The organism is Paenibacillus sp. FSL M7-0656 (assembly GCF_038003225.1).
In the GTDB taxonomy this organism is placed as follows: Bacteria; Bacillota; Bacilli; order Paenibacillales; family Paenibacillaceae; genus Paenibacillus; species Paenibacillus amylolyticus.
On the sequence record NZ_JBBOOT010000001.1, the window covers coordinates 5,258,070 to 5,275,890 of the forward strand.

Consider the following 17,821-nt stretch of genomic DNA (forward strand, 5'->3'; position numbering starts at 1 on the left):
ATGGTATTAACAGGGGTGTTCATGATTGCGCCACAAGACAACGGTCTGTCCATTCATTTATAATTGAGACGTAGTATCGCAAACGTTTACAATGTGAAATATTCAAATTTTAAATAAACCGCCGGGCTTGTGCTTGACGATTGAGGATACAGAACGAACAATCCGGCAAGAGAGAAGGATGTCATGAAGAAAATTGCATGGGTCACCGATAGTACCAGTACACTGGATCCCGTTTTTGCGGAGCAAAATCATATCTACATCGTACCGCTGCGCATCGTATTTGGAGAGGAATGTTACCGGGAAACCGATGACATTACATCTGAAATGTTCTATGAGAAACTTGCGGAGGCTTCACGTGCGAGCAGTTCGCAGCCACCTATTGGCGAATTCATTGAACTGTATGAGTCGCTCAAAGACAAGTACGATGAGATTATTACGATTCATTGCTCTACAGAGCTTAGCGGAACGCTGCATACGTCCATGCAGGCTGCAGAGATTGCAGGAGTGACGGTGACCGCAATTGATTCGAAGGCAGGTGCCTATCCTCACCGTGAGATGATTATGCAAGGACTGGAATGGCAGAAGCAGGGATGTTCAGCTGCCGAGATCAAAGTAAACATTGAACAGATGATTGATAATATGTCCTTTTACCTCATACCGGCCAGTCTTCAACATCTTCACCGCAGTGGACGAGTGTCGGGCACACAGCTGATCATCAGTCAACTGCTCAAGATCCATCTGTTGCTTCGATTTGAAGAGGGCAAAGTGGTTGTGAATGAGAAGATTCGCACGTTCAAGCGGACAAAAGAGCGCATGCTGGATATGCTCAAGCTGGATGTGGAGAAAGTAAAGCATGTGTGCATTATGCATGCGAACAATCAGGAAGAAGCCGTCACGATCAAGAAGCAGATTGCCAATCTGCTCCCTAAATTAAAGACCGAAATCATGCCGTTTATCCCTGTGGTGAGTATTCATGCAGGTGCAGGAACCATTGGACTGTGCTGGATACACAGCGAGAACGGATATAGAGACTAGAAGCACCAGCATTGATCTACAGACACTCATAGACCTGGCAGGAAACACACTTATACCAAAGTGGTGCTCCTGTCAGGTTTTTTCGTATGTCATTGCCAATTCAAACAAACTGTGAGGTAATAAAGAAAACTGTTCATGTTGGAGGGAAACATGTGTTAAGTCACCGCTTGTTGCTTGTTGAAGATGATCGTTCAATTAGTGAGATGGTCGGGCCGTACTTGGAAAAAGAGGGCTACGACGTCACTTATGCATATGACGGCTTAGAGGCAGAACGTCAGTTCAGCCAGTCACAACCCGGGTATGATCTGGTTATTCTGGATCTGATGCTGCCCCGCAAAAGTGGGATGGATGTGCTGCAAACCATTCGGGCAGTCAGTCTGGTACCTGTGCTCATTCTGTCTGCGAAGGATGGGGAGGTGGACAAAGCATTAGGTCTGGGGTTCGGTGCAGATGATTACTTGAGCAAACCTTTCTCGTTAATAGAACTGACTGCCCGCATCAAAGCTGCGATTCGCCGCGCCAATTATACCACTCCGCCTGTGGCTGAAGTGGCTAAGGATCAGCGTATTCACATTGGAGGACTTGTAGTTGACATGGAGACGTACGAGGTGGAGCGTGAAGGGACACCCGTCAAACTGACATCCAAGGAATTTGGAATTCTGAAGCTGTTGGTTACCCATCCTGGCAAAGTGTTCACCAAGGCCCAGATCTACGCTTCCGTCTGGAACGATCATTATTATGGAGACGAAAATATCATTAACGTACATATGCGTCGTCTGCGTGAGAAACTGGAGGCAGACCCTTCGGCTCCCCAGTATATCAAGACACTCTGGGGCATCGGATATAAGCTGGAGGCGGAGCAGGGATGACACTGATTTTTGCCATCACGACGGGTATTCTGGCCATTGCCTTCATTGTATTGTGGTTGAAATTCCGGAAAAGAAACCAACACCTGACCTATATTCATCAGAAAATATCCGATATTTTGGATCAAGGCACCTTTGAGCGCTTGCTTGTATTCAATAGTGATGAACAAGTCAGTCAGCTTTTGAAAGACATGAACCAGCTGCTGGATCATGCGCACCGCGCGAAGGCTGGTTATACGAACCAGGAGAAGGAGATGCGTAATATGCTCTCCAACATTTCTCATGATCTGAAAACGCCACTCACGGTTGTGCTGGGTTATAGTGAGACCTTACTGCACAGCCCATCATTGACCGATCAGGAACGGAAGATGATGACGGAGAAAATACAAGATAAGGCGCAGGAAGTGCTGCGTTTGATCCATTCCTTTTTTGATCTGGCGAAGCTGGAATCCGGAGATACGGAACTGGTACTTAGTCGGGTGAATTTAAGTGAATTATGCCGGTTGAAGATGCTTTCCTTTTATGAAATGTTGACGAATCTGGGGTTGCACGTGGAGCTGGAGATACCTGATGGTGATATCTTCGTGCAAGCGAATGAAGAAGCCTTGGACCGTGTGCTGGATAATCTCATTACCAATGGAATGAAATATGGAGCAGAGGGTAAGGTACTGGGACTTTCACTTGATCATTCAATAGGTGCACCTGTGACGTTACAGATCTGGGATCAGGGAAAAGGGATTCCTGAGAGCGAGCATAGCCGTGTGTTTGAACGCATGTATACACTGGAGGATTCCCGCAATCGACTCTATCAAGGCAGTGGCCTGGGTCTGACCATTACGAAACGGCTAGTTGAGCGGATGGGTGGAAGTATTCACTTGCATAGTGTGCCACATCAACGGACTGTATTCTCGGTTACCTTAAAGGCTTGGTAGACCCTGCGTTGGCGTGTCCGGTCAGACTTAAGGTTTTTGTAAGATTTGATTAATAAAAAAGAAGACTTTTCTCTTTACAATATAGATATAGGAACCCGGACAGGGGACGTAAAGGAGAACAAGGACGATGAATTATATCGCACGAACAATAGATGTGACTAAAGTATATGAAGGGGTGGAGGTTGTATCCAACGTCAATATGAATATTAAGCAAGGTGAGATCTATGGATTCCTCGGTCCAAATGGTGCTGGTAAAACAACCATCATGAAGATGCTCACCAATCTCGTCAAACCAACCACAGGGGAGATAGAACTGTTTGGGGAGAAGCTTACGCCGACCTCGTATGAAGTGCTGAAGCGAATGGGCAGTATTATTGAATATCCTTTTTTCTACGATAGACTGTCTGCTCGCGAGAATCTGGAACTTCACTGTGAATACATGGGATTCTACAACAAAAAGATCATCGACAACACGATGGAAATGGTAGGGCTGAAGGATACGGGCAAGAAACCGGTCAAAGACTTCTCCTTGGGCATGAAGCAAAGGCTCGGACTGGCTCGTGCACTAATAACCACACCTGAACTGCTCATTCTGGATGAACCGATCAACGGATTGGATCCTGTAGGGATTCGGGAGATGCGAGATTTGTTCAAGCGCCTTAGCAATGAGTATCGCATTACCCTGCTGGTCTCCAGTCACATTCTTGGCGAGATAGAGCAGATTGCGGACACAGTTGGTGTCATTCGCGGCGGTCGCTTGGTGGAGGAAGTATCGATGGAGAGCATTCGTGGAAGTCAAAATGAGTACATCGAGTTACAGGCGGTGGATATCCGCAAAGCGACCTATGTCATTGAACACCAGCTTGGTTTGAGTAATTATAAACTGGTTGATGACCAAACGTTACGCATCTATGATCCGGGAATCATTCCATCGGAACTGAACACCAAGCTGATCCAACACGGCATTGAGATCGAATCGATATCCAAACGGGCTCATTCCCTGGAAGAACACTTCATGAAGCTTGTGAAAGGGGATGAAGACGTTGCTTAAACTAATCAGACTTGAGATGCGGAAGCACCGTTTTGCACGTAATTTTGCAGGAGCAGGTATTGCCAGTATAGCCATTCTTCTTTTCCTGATCATGATTGGATTCGTGGATGTGGGGGCAGAAGATTATGCCTATGCCGATTACCAGACCGCCTTTATGATTATCGATACGTTTGTGAGAGCGACCTTTATCATATTTGCAGGGGCTTTATTATCCAAGCTGGTGATCAGTGAGTATAGAAATAAAACGATGAACGTCATGTTCACCTATCCCATCCAGCGTCATAAAATCATCGCTGCCAAATTGATTATCGTGTTTGGTTTTACATTTGTGATGATTATGGTTAACGATCTGTTCATGGGCTCACTATTGTTGATTGTTAATCAATTCTACTCCTTCATTCCTGAATCACTGACGAATCGGGATATATTGGGACTTCTGGTGAAGTACAGTATAAGTTCTTTATCGGCTGCGTGTATGGCACTCATTCCCCTATTCTTCGGTATGCGTAAGCATTCTGTTACAACTACAATGGTCTCGTCCATTTTGCTGGTTTCGATTGTCTGCTCCGGATTCAACGGGTCGGAAGTTTCCATTCATTCTCTTATTATTATTCCTCTGACCCTTGGAGCAATAGGGATATGGATTGCTTCGATGTCCATGGTTCGTCTGGAGACAAAAGATGTGAACTGAATCATTCGGAAAACCATGCTCTGTATGGCTTCAGATGCCATTGACATCCGCTCGTACAAGGGATAGGATAATGTCAACTGAGACACGAAGGAGAATGCAACTACCATGACGATTCCAAAAACATTAACAATAGCTGGTTCGGACACGAGCGGCGGTGCAGGTATTCAAGCTGATTTGAAAACTTTTCAGGAGCTGGGTGTGTATGGCATGACCGTACTGACTACGGTTGTGGCAATGGAGCCCGAAACATGGGATCACCAGGTCTTTCCTGTTGAATTAAATGTAGTTGAAGCGCAGCTTCGCACGGTTCTGGACGGCATCGGTTTTGATGCAATGAAGACAGGTATGCTCGGTTCTGTAGATATTATTGAACTGGTAGCAAAACATATTCGCCGCAGCGGTCTGCCACAGATCGTTATCGATCCGGTAATGGTCTGCAAAGGTACGGACGAAGTACTGCAACCGGAAAATACGGAAGCGATGATCGAATTCCTGTTGCCAGGTGCCGATCTGGTTACACCTAATCTGTTCGAAGCATCCCAACTGGCGAAGAGTGGACCGATTCGCTCCAAGGAACAGATGGAAGCAGCGGCAGCAGCAATTCATGCCCATGGCTCGAAACATGTTCTGATCAAGGACAGAGGTGTCATTAGCCCGGGTAAAGCAATGGATCTACTCTATGATGGAACCAACTACGAATGGTTTGAAGCCGATGTTGTCGGCTCCGGATATACTCATGGTGCGGGCTGCACAACGTCTGCGGCGATTACCGCAGGATTGGCTCGTGGTCTTTCAGTGAAAGAGGCTGTTCGTGAAGGTAAAGCCTTCGTGACCAAAGCGATTGCCGGCGGATTCCCGCTAAACCGTTTTGTTGGCCCGACACTGCATGTGGCACACCGTCTGGAGCAACAACGTTAAGTGTTGCCAGGGAGCGCGCAGTAGCGCATCAATTCTGGATAACACACTTCGATTTCATTCAAGTAGCTGTCAATGAGCAGGAGCTTGCTCGTTGATGGCTTCTTTTTTATGCGAATTTTTATAAAAAATAGTAACTTTTGGCTTATATTAATCGTATATATCATGGGAGCATTCCAAAACATGTGTGGACACATGAACGACACATGGAATAGGTATGTTATCATCAGAAATCTAAAAGGAGAGTCGGCCATGATCAGAACAGTGCTTCTGGTGGAAGATGAAAGCCGCATTCGTGAGATTGTGGCCGATTATTTCATAAAAGAACAATGGAACGTCATAGAAGCAGAACATGGAGTACAGGCACTGGAACTGTTGGCTCTGCATGAGGTGGATTTGGTTATTCTGGATGTTTTGATGCCTGAAATGGATGGATGGACGTTATGTGGGCATATTCGATCCCAATCCACCGTACCTATTATCATGCTGACTGCACGGTCCGAGGATGACGATAAAATTCATGGATTTCAGCTGGGCGTAGACGATTACGTTACCAAGCCGTTTAGTCCACGTGTGCTGGTTGCACGTGCAGAGACATTAATGAAGCGTGTTGAAGGTGCATTTGGACGAGAGCAGGGTGTGATTCGTTTCGGACAGGTAACCCTTGATCCATGGGCCAGACGTCTGGAGAAGGACGGAATTGAAGTGGAACTTGCACCAAAGGAATATGATCTGTTGCTTTATTTGGTACGTAATGCAGGCATTGTGTTGTCCCGGGATGCCATTTTGAATCGGATCTGGGGATTTGATTTTGAAGGGGACTCACGTGTTGTAGATACCCACATCAAGAAGTTGCGCAGCAAACTGGGTGATGAAGCCAAGTGTATCCGGACGGTGATTGGCACTGGATATCGTTTCGAGGCAGAAGCATGAGAAGAAATGGCGTAACGATGAAGCTTTTCCTGGTCATGGCAGGATGTCTGGTTCTTCTATATGGGACGACGGTTTTTGCCCAGTTGTTCTGGTTCCCCGACTTCTATCAGCATCAAAAAGTCAGCAGTATGAAGAAAAAGCTGTCCAAGTTCGAACAGCAATATTCCAATGGACATTGGAGTGATCTACAGCTAGCCAAGGAGACCGGGAAGTTCATGCGTCAGAATCAATCACATCTGGTCATTCTGACGAATACCGGAAGACTGGTTAATGACCCGTTCCACATTACGTTGCTTCAAGAGGATGGAAGTCACGTGAAAGTGTCCTTGTCCTTGTTTATCAATAGTGAGAATGCTGGCTGGATTACATCCCATCTGAAATATGGGCAAGAACTGACGGTGAAAGGTCCGGCCAGCGAATCCATGGTCTATCCTTTCAAAATCCAGGATGCCACTTCCGCCGCATGGGGAACAGAAAGCTTTCAGGAATCAATTGAACCGGTAAAGGAATGGTCAGGCGTATTAACCGAGGTAGTTCTTCCCAATCTGGCAACGTGGAGTCAAAGGCAGGGACTGCTGGTGCAAGCACTGGATAGCCGGTTCCCATTATCCACCGAAGACCAACTTGCCTTGGCGAATGGCAAAATGCTCAATGAAGAATGGATGGATAGCTGGAGCGGTGTTCGCAATGTCATCACCATTGCTCCAGTGCATCGTTCCGGACCCGAGCAACAACTGATCTTTTCGCTCACCTCTCTACAGGAGATGAGGGAAGCGAATGAGGCAACACGTTTGTTCTATGCGTATTTTGGCATAGGGGCATTTATATTGATTCTGTTGCTGGCGTTGCTCCTGTCCCGAATTATAACGAAGCCGCTTTTGGCCTTGAACCATGTCGCCAAGAAAATGTCTACGCTGGATTTCACGGTGAAATCACCCATCCGGCGTAATGATGAGATCGGGAGTCTGTCTAACAGCCTCAATGCCTTATCGGGAACCTTGGGTCAGACACTGGAAGAGCTGAGGCAGGCCAACACGCAGATGCGTACAGATATGGAAATGAAGCAGGAGATTGAACAGCGTCAGCGCAAGTTTTTTGCCGATGCATCACATGAACTTAAGACTCCAATCAGCATTATTAAGGGATATTCTGAAGGGCTGAAGGATGGCGTGAGTGAGAGCAAACGGGAGCGTTACATTGAGATCATTGCCGATGAGGCGATCAAAATGGAAACGATGGTTGAAGAGATGCTGGATCTGGTGCGACTGGAATCCTCAGCGGTTCAATTGAATACGGATGCTGTTGCACTGGCTGACATGATTGAAGATATCGCTGGCCGTCTGGGTCCGCAACTGAAGGACAAAGGATTGGATGTAGTGCTTGTATCCACAACAGAACAGACGGTTGAGGGTGACCGAAGCAAGCTGGAGCAAGTTATTTTCAATATCATGATGAATGCTATACGTCATGCGATACCACATACCGATATAACTATTGAGATTAGCAGGCGTGAAGGTTTTGTCCATATTTCCATTGAAAACAAGGGTGAGCAGATTGCTGAAGCTGAGCGGCAGTATATATGGGAGAGGTTCTATCGGGTAGAGCGCTCACGTAATCGTAAAATGGGGGGGACCGGGCTTGGTCTGGCCATTGCGAAGCAGATTCTTGATCTGCATGGGTGCAGTTATGGAGTGGAGAATACACCGGATGGAGTCCGTTTTTATATTATTTTTCCTAAAGCCTAGTACGAAAGGGAGTCAAATCTTATGAAGTCTTTACCATCGATTTTAACCTTGGGGAATCTGAGTTCAGGCATGCTGGCAGTCATTATGGCTATTCATGGTGAATTTGCCCTGGCTGTGATGATGATATGGGTAGCGATGTTCTTTGATCTGTTTGACGGGTATGCGGCTCGTAAATTGCATTGTGAGGGTGAGTTCGGCAAGTCCCTGGACTCGCTTGCGGATGTAGTTTCATTCGGAACAGCGCCCGTGCTGATTCTGTACCTGAATTCCATGATTGAAGTGAGTGTGCTGGGGATGGCACTGACTGCATTGTTTCCGATTTGCGGTGCTTTGCGTCTGGCCCGTTATAACTGTCAGAAGACACCAAGCAGTGGTTTTGTCGGAATGCCGATTACATTTGCGGGAGGTCTGATGTCCTTTTTCGCACTCTGGAGTCCTTATTTCACACATGGTGTAGCCTATCTTGTCATTATTGTATTATCCGGTCTCATGGTGAGCCAAATCCGATTCCCGTCTCTAAAACAAGTGTTAGCCTCACATGAGAAGGATATTGTGGAACCGAAATAAGGAGCGAGTCAGTATGGAATTTGCAAAAGAATTTATTGGTCAATATGGTTATTTCGCAATATACGGACTACTGGCTCTCGGCGTTATTGGCATGCCAATTCCGGATGAGGTGATGATGACGTTTGTCGGTTATCTCGCCTCCATCTCGGTATTGAATTACTCCGTATCCATCGCCGTCAGTTTTGGTGGCGCATTTACCGGAGGGCTGCTTAGCTACATGATTGGCAAAAAAGCGGGCAGGCCGCTGGTTGAAAAATACGGCAAGTGGGTCGGCGTTAATGCCAAACGATTCAGCAGGGTGGAGTCGTGGTTCCTCAAATATGGGTATTGGTCCATCATCCTGGGTTACTTCATTCCAGGCATTCGTCATCTGATGTGTTGTTTCTCTGGAATTAGCAAGATGGCAATTGGCAGGTACGTAGTTGTATCGGGCATTGGTGCATTCGTCTGGTGTGTTGTCTTTATCTCGATTGGTTTTTATGTTGGCGTGTTAACTTAAAATAGGACAGCCTGTTGTAACAACAGGCAAAGATCGAAGACCTCTTGAGTGTAAGGTGGTCTTTTTTTGTTTTTCTATATATGGTCGGAGACCTCATTTTAAGTGATTTAATCGACTACAAGTAATTTATCCTTGGAGCTGTAGGCTAGCCCGCAAGCTATTTCAAGTAAATTCAAGCTCAGAGCTATTCCTCCGTGTAAATCTCCGTGTAACTCTCCATGTAACTCTCCATGTAACTCGTTGGTGACGCAAGTATCTGACACTCCAGTAGCTAAAGTGGTTCGCAATTAGGTTTAATAGTAGTAACTCCAAAAGTTATAATAATAACTCCAAAAGTTTCGGAGTCATTTCTAAAATTCTAACGAACTCAGGTGAGCTTATTATCGAGATAAGAGGCATGTTGGAATTCTAACGAATCCCAGCAAACTTATTTCACGAAAAGGCCCGAAAAAGTGCCCTGATCTACTTCATATCATCACAATAAGATGTCCTGAGTTCGTTAAAAAATGGATATGTACGATATCGGCGAAATAGAGTGTCTCATGTTCGTAAGATATACGTTCGATATCGTTGAGCGCCACTAGCGACATGTAATACTTGTTGATCAATCAGGCTGTGAAGAACTCTTCGAGCATGTTGATCCGTGATTCGCAGGTGTGTTGCTAGTTCCGAGGGGGCAAATGGACGGATGATGCGTCTGGCATAACGAACAGTCTCGGCTTCTAGCCAATTTAAGGATGTCGGAACGTCCGTAGCAATGAATTTTCCCATAAAAGAGAGCACAAGTTGTTGGCACCATTTCGGTTCGTCTTTAATGGAGAGATACGCGATCGGCAGAAAAATCCAATCATCAAGCGTTAGCAGACAATGCCGCCAGCATAAATCTTTAAAACGCCGTACATCCAGATCACGGGCATGTGGCCCGTATCCCTGAATCTCAATACCTCCCTTAACGCCGTTACCTGGCATGTATGCAAGATCCAAATACCGATAGGCGTTATGAAAGTCTCGAACTTCTCATTCGGGTTGCAAATGGTTAAAGTTTTTCATCACCGGAAACCAGACTGAACGCAAAAATTCCAACGTGCCATGTTCAAGTCCATTTTCAAGTCTGGACAGCACTCTGGGGTTCGTTTCCTTCTCCAGAAGGGAGTGCATCCAAACTTCGTAAGCCTCATCAAAATCAATGCTCATCGTCTTCATCTCCTCTAAAAATAAAATAAACGAACGTGAACGGGCTTTAGGTCGTCATGTCAAAATACAAAAAGCCGCTCTGACCATTTCCAACCTTCGCGTTGAAGGGGAGGAATTGATCAAAGCGGCGTGTGCTTCACGACCGATATGTTACATTTCTAGATCAAGTATAGCTTTAAATATGGAATGATTTCAATACCTTTTCCAATAGAGGATATCTCAAGCCAAGGTCTGAATGCCAGAACGAGACTGGACGTATTCCGAGCTAGTAGGTGCTACACTTTAAATGTGTGAGAACGCGTCCCTTAATGTGCGAGTAAGCGATATAGACGCTGTAAAAGTAGATTATTCTCGCCTTCAAGGCTGTTTACATTTAAATTAAGTTCTTCGTACCGCGGGTATGCGTCTTCTCTTGCTCATGCTTGGAAAGAAGCGTAGAGCGGGCAATAAGAGCTAAGGAATCTGAGAAACGTTATTTCGGAATGTACAGCCATTTTCAGCGTTTTGTTATGAAAATTTGGGAAATAAGGTGTCTGATGTTTCTTACAATTGAAAAAGAGAGCCAGAGGACCAAATAAGATGTACTGGGTTCCTTAGAAAAAATGAAGGGTTATTCTTAAGGCGCAGCCGGCCTACATTTCAGGAATTTTACGCCCGTTGATGCTTCAAGACCGTGTTAGTATGTGTGACGACTGGATGCCTTGGGTGTGCCAAATGCGAAAAGCTAAAAGTGCAGCATATCATCAAGACACAGCTTACCTGAGTCGCAAGACACTCATAGTAATTCTAGGGACACAACTGAAGTCTAGAGTTCAGAGTGCCACAATGGAATCTTTATTGTTAAGTTTTGAACTGAGACATACCTCACCCGTTCAAATGAGAATCTTCAATTCCTTTTTCAACCCGCTGCTCCCCTTTTTTACGTGCAAAGGTGATTTTGAGGAGTGGCGGAGTAACCAGTGTAGTCACAATAACCATGATCACAACGCTGGTAAAGTATTCCGAATCAAGCAAGCCCGAAGCAAGTCCGGTCGAAGCAATAATTAGAGCAACTTCCCCTCTGGAGATCATGCCTGCACCAATAGCAATAGAAGAGGAACGGTCGAACCCGGTCAGCCGGGCACCAGCTCCACCACCGATAAGTTTGGTAACAATGGCGATGAGGCTTATAACAACAATAAACCAAATCTGTGAACCCACACCATCAAAAGTGACATTTAAGCCGATACTGACAAAGAAAACTGGGACAAATATTCCGTAAGCAATCGGCTCGATTTTAGTTTCAACCTCATGTTTGTATTTGGTTTGGGAGATGGCGATACCAGCGGCAAATGCACCTATGATTCCAGCAACACCCATCCACTCTGCAAAGTATGAGAAGAGGAAACAGATAATGAGTCCTGTCGTAATCACGGTTTCCGTGACCCGCAGTGGGGCCATCCATTTCATGACCCGTGGCACAAGCCACCAGCCTGCTGCAAAGATGATGACAAAGAACAAAAGTTTCTTACCAATCAACAATCCAATAGAGACATCCCCTGCACCTGTGCCGAGCAAGCTCATCATCACGGCGAGCAGAACCACAACGAGCACATCATCCACAACGGCTGCACCCAGAATGGTGGTACCCTCCCGTGAACTCAGCTGATTCATATCCTTCAACGTCTGAACTGAGATACTGACGGAAGTAGCACAGAATAAAAGTCCAAAGAACAGCGCGTGTGTCTGTGACATACCAAATGCTATGGCCGAACCGTATCCTCCGATAAAAGGTAAAATAACACCGCCGACTGCTACGGCAAAGGCCGCCTTCCAGTTTTTCTTCAACTGCTCCAGATCGGTTTCCAGTCCCGCAATGAACATTAACAGCAATACCCCGATCTCAGCCATATAATGAACGAAATCCGTCTTCTCCACCCAACCGAGCAGCGCAGGTCCGAGGATGACACCGACAATCAATTTCCCCAAAACGGATGGCTGACCCAATCTTACGGATAGATCACCAGCGAGTTTGGTAAAGATTAAAATAAGTGCAAGAACCAAAATAAATTCCATAGGTGTTCTTCCCTCCAGTAGTAGCGTCAATAGGTTAACCAACCCAAGGGCGATCCATCCTCCGCTTCAAACAGACAAAAAGGCACAGAACGGCATTAGCAGAGTGCCGTTCTGTGCCTGAAAAAGACAAAGAGGGGCCCTTGGTGACAGGCTCCTCCAGTTTCAACGCGTATGTGATTAATTGCATTAATTATACCACAAATGTAGACTCGGGTAAATGGGAGCCGGTTTGGATTTGATTGAAAAAGGCCATAAAGGGGCATTTTATAGGGAAGTGTAGCGGCTTTTGTTCAGAGTGTTGTCACTTAACAGCCCGGAATTGGCGAGATATAATGATATAGAACATAGAAGTTAGGATATGAGGAGGATTTTGCATTGGGCAAAAATAACAAAGGGGAGCCGAACATTCCATCCCCGACGAGTAATAAAAATTTCGCAGGCATCATTATCACGATTTCCATTCTCGCTAATGTCATTATTTTATTATTGTTCTTCGCACCGTCGATTGGTTACAAAGGTGATGTAACCTTTGATATTACGGTGTTGCCGCGGTTTAATGCCGTGTTTAACAGCTTTACCTTCATATTCCTGCTCGCAGCGCTTATTGCTATTATTAAGCGGAATGTGAAGCTGCACAAACGATTTATTCTTGCTGCATTCTCAACAACACTGTTATTCCTCGTGACCTATCTGACGTTTCATTACCTCTCACCAGAGACGTCCAAATACGGCGGCGAGGGCATCATTCGTTCGATCTATTTCTTCATTCTGATTACCCATAGTATACTGGCAGCCCTGATTGTTCCATTGGCGTTGTTCACACTGGTATGGGGTTGGACGAATCAATTGAAGAAACACCGCAAAATTGCACGTTGGACGATGCCAATCTGGCTGTACGTCAGTTCTACAGGTGTCGTGGTATACCTGATGATGGCACCATATTATTAATGTGATGAACGTTTCACTGTGCTAATTAGTTGGACTTGTGGGTAATGTTTCCATGGAAGGAGGGTTCACGTTTATGTACAGAGTTGTTTTGATTCGCCATGGACAGAGCATGTGGAATGTAGAGAATCGTTTTACCGGATGGACTGATGTGGATCTGACGACGGATGGTTACGCAGAAGCACGTAAAGCAGGGAAGATCATGAAGGAACAGGGATTTGATTTTGATTACGCCTATGCATCCGTGCTGAAACGTTCTATCCGAACACTCGATATTGCGCTGGATGAAATGGACCTCATGTGGATTCCCATTGCGAAGACTTGGAAGCTGAATGAACGCCATTATGGTGCGCTGCAAGGACTGAATAAACAGCAGACTGCTCTGAAGTATGGGGAAGACCAAGTAAAGGAATGGAGACGATCCGTGAACGTATCTCCCCCGGCACTGGACGAAACCGATGACCGATATGTGCAGGATCTGGACAAGTACAAGCGGCTCGGATGCACCATCCCGTTTACGGAGAACCTGATGGATACCTCGAAGCGTGTACTGGATTACTGGAATGCGGAGATTAAACCGATGGTGTCTGCTGGCAAAAGAGTGCTGATCTCTGCGCATGGGAACACGCTCCGTTCACTCGTCATGCATCTGGACCAATTGTCCGAAGCAGACGTGATGGCGCTCAATATCCCGACAGGCATTCCGCTTGTCTACGAATTGGATGAAGATCTGCATCCCATCGGACACTTTTATCTGACAGCGGATGGTTCGACCTACAAACATGAAGAAATGACCCATGTGGCAACGCCATCTGATTAATTGGACATGGACGTTTGTCTTGATTGTACGAAAGCTTATATGATTTATCTCGTTCGGTTGATGTTTCAACAGGACGATTGAAAGATGACCGCTGAATTGAATTCGGAGGTCATCTTTTTTTCTGCGATCAAGCCTGTACTTCGTTTCGTTTTGCTCCCACAGGGTAATTGTCAAACAAGACACGATGTACATTTATCCTGAAGGAGGAGAAGCACATGTCTAAAAGAAGAGGAATACTCATGACGGCTATCGGCGCAGGTGTGACTTATCTGATGAGGAACAAACAAGCAAGAGATAAGCTGTTTAGCACTGTCTCGGGTATGATGAAAAACTCCAATTCGTCCAATGGAACAAGTAAAACCAGACCACGTGTGGAAGTGAAATAGATTGCGATAGTTCGTTTATCGATTGAATTTAAATGATGATCATGATAAACCTGGAGATGAAGTCGTTCCAGGTTTTTTTGTGCAGTTGAAAACTACCTTATGTTTCGGTGAGGCATGCGATTTTTGCCAGTAAGAATGATACAATGGATACTTGCAGAACGTATGGAGGGAGATGCACATATGAAGAAAAATCGTCTGGGTACATCCGAACTGATGGTGTCTGAGATTGGGCTGGGATGTATGTCACTTGGAACTGAAATGGAGCACGCTGTGGGCCTGGTTCATGAGGCTCTGGATCATGGGGTCAATCTGCTGGATACAGCCGATCTGTATGACGAAGGGCGTAATGAAGAGATTGTAGGACAAGCTATTAAAGGGCGTCGGGACCAAGTCATTGTGGCGACCAAAGTAGGTAATCGTCGTCTGCCTGGCAAAGAGGGCTGGTCATGGGACCCGTCCAAAGCCTACATTAAGCAGGCTGTACATGAAAGTCTGAAGCGTCTGCAGACCGATTACATCGATCTGTATCAGCTACATGGCGGGACCTTGGACGACCCCATCGAAGAGACGATCGAAGCGTTTGAGGAACTGAAGAAGGAAGGACTTATCCGATATTACGGAATTTCCTCCATTCGTCCCAATGTGATTCGGGAGTATGTAAAGAGGGCATCCATCGTCAGTGTGATGAACCAGTACAGCATTGCTGACCGCAGAGCGGAAGAAGAAGTGCTGCCTTTATTGGAACAAAAGGGGATCAGCGTAATTGCCCGCGGGCCCGTAGCTAGCGGTGTGCTTGCTGATTCCGGATCTGCCAAGGCAGACAAAGGTTATCTGGACTATACGCCAGAGCAACTATATACCATTCGGCAAGGGCTAAGTCGTCTTGTTACAGACCAACGCAGTATGGCTCAGACAGCTATCCGCTACGCGTTATCCCATCCTGCCGTAGCAACTGTTGTCCCTGGTGCCAGTTCAAGAGAGCAGTTGCTGCACAATATTGCTGTTTCGAATTCGCCTGCACTCACCGCTGCGGAAATTCAGGAAATACGAGAGCTCAGTCCCGCTAATCTGTACAAGCAGCATCGTTAACTCGATCCAGCCTATTTTCAATTGTAACTATACGAGGTACAATGAAGATCAGCCAAAAAAGGAACATATAAGGGAGAGAAGACATATGGAAAGAATTCAAAGTGAACAACAGTATTTGGATACAATTAATTCTGATGGTTTTACCGTCATTAAATTTGATACAACCTGGTGTCCGGATTGCAAAAACCTGGATCGTTTTATCGGGGATGTTATCGATCAACATACGGACAAAACCTTCTATGCCCTGGATGCAGAAAAGTTCCAGCCGTTTGCCGAAGAGAATGGTGTACGCGGCATTCCAAGCCTGCTCGTCTTCCAGAACGGCAAGAAAATCGCACATCTGCATAGCAAATGGGCTAAAACACCTGCTCAAATCTCCGAGTATCTGGAGACGCTTGAATCCAAAGTTTAAGCGTACGAGACTCAGCAGTTTATTTAATTAACTTAGTTAATTAAACCTCTTCCTGTCCTGCGACAGGAAGGGGTTTTTCTGCTTCATTCCAGCACGCATGATGTGCATTCAAGTGTGCACTCGAATAACTGAAGTTGAAAAGCAACGCTTGTTTAGAATTTGTTCAGTGCTCCCATGTATACTGTGAGAACAAACTGAATATTTGGAGTGAACAAGATCCGTATGAAGAATGAAATTTTTGAAGAAATGCACCAATTAAGTCACAATGATGACCGAAGATACCGATTGTTGATGATCGGGGTGAAGCAATTGCTGCAGGAACAAAAGGAGAATAGATATAATCTGCGTGAGAGATTAAAGAATCGAAAGAAACACCGGAACTTTCAAGTAAAAGAGTGGTATTAGACAGGCTGCTTTTCAGAAGTGAACATAAATATGGTTGTCCATGATACATAGTAAACCTAGTCGGCATCACCAACGATCCAACCCACTAAAGAAGGAAGTAATGAAGAATCAGACTTCTTCTAATTACGGATGTTCCTGTCTCTGGAGCAGTAACAGAAACATGAAGTAACGGAAGTATAGCAATATAAAATATGGCGGCCTCGCTTCCCAAGGGAACGTGAGGCCGCCATTGATTTTGCCTGTCTAATTACTTGAATTGTAATGCTTACATCAAAATAATAAAGAACACGGCTGCCAAGACAAAGCGATACACAGCAAAGACGGTCAGGCTCAATTTTTTCAAAATGGACAGGAACGTTTTGATCGCAAGCATGGCGACGATGAAAGCAGCGATGAATCCAATCGCAAAGATTGGGAAATCACTGCCGTTCAGGTGATCGATACTTTTGTACAGGTCATATCCCGTAGCACCAATCATAATTGGCACAGACACGAGGAATGTGAACTCCGCAGCGGCTACACGGCTTACCCCTGCAAAGAGACCGCCTGAGATCGTTGACCCGGAACGGGAGAAGCCTGGCCACAACGCCAAGATCTGAAATATACCCACCGCGAATGCCTGTTTGTAGGAAATATCATCGACATCATGGGTAGTAATCCGCCCACTCTTCCGGCTCCAGCGTTCGGCTACGATCATCAATATACCACCTATAACGAGGCTGTACAGCACTGTTTCCGGACCAAACAAATGTGCCTTGATCCAGTCGCGGAATACAAGTCCGATGACTACGGCAGGAACCATCGCCAGGAAAATATGTCCCAGATTGAGGCGGCGGGAGTAAGGTCTGCTCCCTCCGGTGAAGCGGAACATATCAATGAATTTGTTCCAGTACAGTACAACAACAGCAAGTACAGCTCCGAGTTGAACAACCACCTCAAACGTTTTGACTGACTCGTTGTCCTCCGATAAACCCAGCAAGTGGGCAGTCAGAATCATGTGTCCAGTAGAGGACACGGGCAAAAACTCAGTCAAACCTTCGATGATGCCCATAATAATGGATGATATAATGTCCAATTCTCTTCCTCCTTGAAATGCAGGTGACAGCACAGGCTGTCCTGCTTGACCATGCCTGTTCATTTGAACAAGGCTATCACCTATTATGATCACAAATGCACTCAACTTCAACTTATGCTTGTAACCATTTGTTTAAAACTATATTGACAAAAACCTAGTTATCCTATAGGATATAACTTAACTGACTGACTGATCAATCGGGAGGG

18 protein-coding genes and 1 pseudogene are annotated in these 17,821 nt (G+C 45.7%); 16 read left to right on the forward strand and 3 right to left on the reverse strand.

From position 1 onward, the window contains the following. The first annotated feature begins 183 nt into the window (after window positions 1–183). From MHI01_RS23080 to MHI01_RS23125, 10 genes are all read left to right on the forward strand, one after another. Entirely contained in the window at window positions 184–1,035 is an 852-nt protein-coding gene (locus tag MHI01_RS23080; protein ID WP_036606840.1) for a DegV family protein, read from the forward strand. Between the two features lie 152 nt (window positions 1,036–1,187). Then, window positions 1,188–1,904: a response regulator transcription factor gene (locus MHI01_RS23085; RefSeq protein WP_282320191.1), complete on the forward strand. Its 717-nt coding sequence runs from the start codon at window positions 1,188–1,190 to the stop codon at window positions 1,902–1,904. Next, window positions 1,901–2,833 carry a sensor histidine kinase gene (locus tag MHI01_RS23090; RefSeq protein ID WP_340984218.1) on the forward strand — a complete coding sequence of 311 codons (933 nt, stop codon included), beginning with the start codon at window positions 1,901–1,903 and terminating at the stop codon, window positions 2,831–2,833. Before MHI01_RS23085 ends, MHI01_RS23090 begins: the two co-directional genes overlap by 4 nt. 127 nt (window positions 2,834–2,960) lie before the next feature. Further along, entirely contained in the window at window positions 2,961–3,884 is a 924-nt protein-coding gene (locus MHI01_RS23095) for an ABC transporter ATP-binding protein (RefSeq protein ID WP_036606847.1), read from the forward strand. Further along, complete coding sequence (locus MHI01_RS23100) at window positions 3,877–4,575, forward strand: ABC transporter permease (RefSeq protein ID WP_076319681.1); 699 nt, start codon at window positions 3,877–3,879, stop codon at window positions 4,573–4,575. The genes MHI01_RS23095 and MHI01_RS23100 overlap by 8 nt, the downstream gene beginning before the upstream one ends. A 105-nt stretch (window positions 4,576–4,680) precedes the next feature. Continuing rightward, a complete protein-coding gene (gene thiD / locus MHI01_RS23105) occupies window positions 4,681–5,493 on the forward strand; it encodes a bifunctional hydroxymethylpyrimidine kinase/phosphomethylpyrimidine kinase (RefSeq protein ID WP_017692191.1) in 813 nt (270 codons plus the stop codon). Window positions 5,494–5,742: 249 nt separating this feature from the next. After that, window positions 5,743–6,423, forward strand: coding sequence for a response regulator transcription factor (locus MHI01_RS23110; RefSeq protein WP_036606855.1), 681 nt, complete (start codon window positions 5,743–5,745; stop codon window positions 6,421–6,423). After that, window positions 6,420–8,168 carry a sensor histidine kinase gene (locus MHI01_RS23115; RefSeq protein ID WP_282320196.1) on the forward strand — a complete coding sequence of 583 codons (1,749 nt, stop codon included), beginning with the start codon at window positions 6,420–6,422 and terminating at the stop codon, window positions 8,166–8,168. The genes MHI01_RS23110 and MHI01_RS23115 overlap by 4 nt, the downstream gene beginning before the upstream one ends. Before the next feature lie 21 nt (window positions 8,169–8,189). Then, window positions 8,190–8,735, forward strand: coding sequence for a CDP-diacylglycerol--serine O-phosphatidyltransferase (gene pssA, locus MHI01_RS23120; protein WP_036668080.1), 546 nt, complete (start codon window positions 8,190–8,192; stop codon window positions 8,733–8,735). Window positions 8,736–8,748: 13 nt separating this feature from the next. After that, on the forward strand, window positions 8,749–9,234 hold the full coding sequence (locus tag MHI01_RS23125; RefSeq protein WP_036606861.1) for a DedA family protein: 486 nt from the start codon (window positions 8,749–8,751) through the stop codon (window positions 9,232–9,234). Window positions 9,235–9,774: 540 nt separating this feature from the next. Here the strand turns inward: MHI01_RS23125 and MHI01_RS23130 are convergent. Next, a pseudogene (locus tag MHI01_RS23130) lies at window positions 9,775–10,428 on the reverse strand (transcriptional regulator). Window positions 10,429–11,292: 864 nt separating this feature from the next. Further along, the gene (locus MHI01_RS23135) at window positions 11,293–12,483 is read right to left on the reverse strand and encodes a cation:proton antiporter (protein WP_340984220.1); all 1,191 of its coding nucleotides are present in this window, start codon (window positions 12,481–12,483) and stop codon (window positions 11,293–11,295) included. Between the two features lie 375 nt (window positions 12,484–12,858). Between MHI01_RS23135 and MHI01_RS23140 the strand changes: the two genes are divergently transcribed. The 6 genes from MHI01_RS23140 (at window position 12,859) to MHI01_RS23165 (ending at window position 16,540) form a co-directional block, all read left to right on the forward strand. Beyond that, window positions 12,859–13,431, forward strand: coding sequence for a DUF420 domain-containing protein (locus tag MHI01_RS23140; protein WP_017692198.1), 573 nt, complete (start codon window positions 12,859–12,861; stop codon window positions 13,429–13,431). Between the two features lie 73 nt (window positions 13,432–13,504). Further along, window positions 13,505–14,248, forward strand: a complete 744-nt coding sequence (gpmA, locus tag MHI01_RS23145) for a 2,3-diphosphoglycerate-dependent phosphoglycerate mutase (RefSeq protein WP_340984221.1) — start codon at window positions 13,505–13,507, stop codon at window positions 14,246–14,248. A 215-nt stretch (window positions 14,249–14,463) separates the two neighbouring features. Continuing rightward, the gene (locus MHI01_RS23150; protein WP_167350917.1) at window positions 14,464–14,634 is read left to right on the forward strand and encodes a hypothetical protein; all 171 of its coding nucleotides are present in this window, start codon (window positions 14,464–14,466) and stop codon (window positions 14,632–14,634) included. 180 nt (window positions 14,635–14,814) lie between these two features. Then, on the forward strand, window positions 14,815–15,723 hold the full coding sequence (locus MHI01_RS23155) for an aldo/keto reductase (protein WP_340984222.1): 909 nt from the start codon (window positions 14,815–14,817) through the stop codon (window positions 15,721–15,723). Window positions 15,724–15,808: 85 nt separating this feature from the next. Further along, window positions 15,809–16,135: a thioredoxin family protein gene (locus tag MHI01_RS23160; protein WP_017692202.1), complete on the forward strand. Its 327-nt coding sequence runs from the start codon at window positions 15,809–15,811 to the stop codon at window positions 16,133–16,135. A gap of 222 nt (window positions 16,136–16,357) precedes the next feature. Then, the gene (locus tag MHI01_RS23165; protein ID WP_124118151.1) at window positions 16,358–16,540 is read left to right on the forward strand and encodes a hypothetical protein; all 183 of its coding nucleotides are present in this window, start codon (window positions 16,358–16,360) and stop codon (window positions 16,538–16,540) included. A gap of 265 nt (window positions 16,541–16,805) precedes the next feature. Here MHI01_RS23165 and bacA read toward each other — a convergent pair whose 3' ends face one another. Beyond that, window positions 16,806–17,615 carry an undecaprenyl-diphosphate phosphatase gene (bacA, locus tag MHI01_RS23170; protein WP_017692204.1) on the reverse strand — a complete coding sequence of 270 codons (810 nt, stop codon included), beginning with the start codon at window positions 17,613–17,615 and terminating at the stop codon, window positions 16,806–16,808. Window positions 17,616–17,821 lie beyond the last annotated feature (206 nt).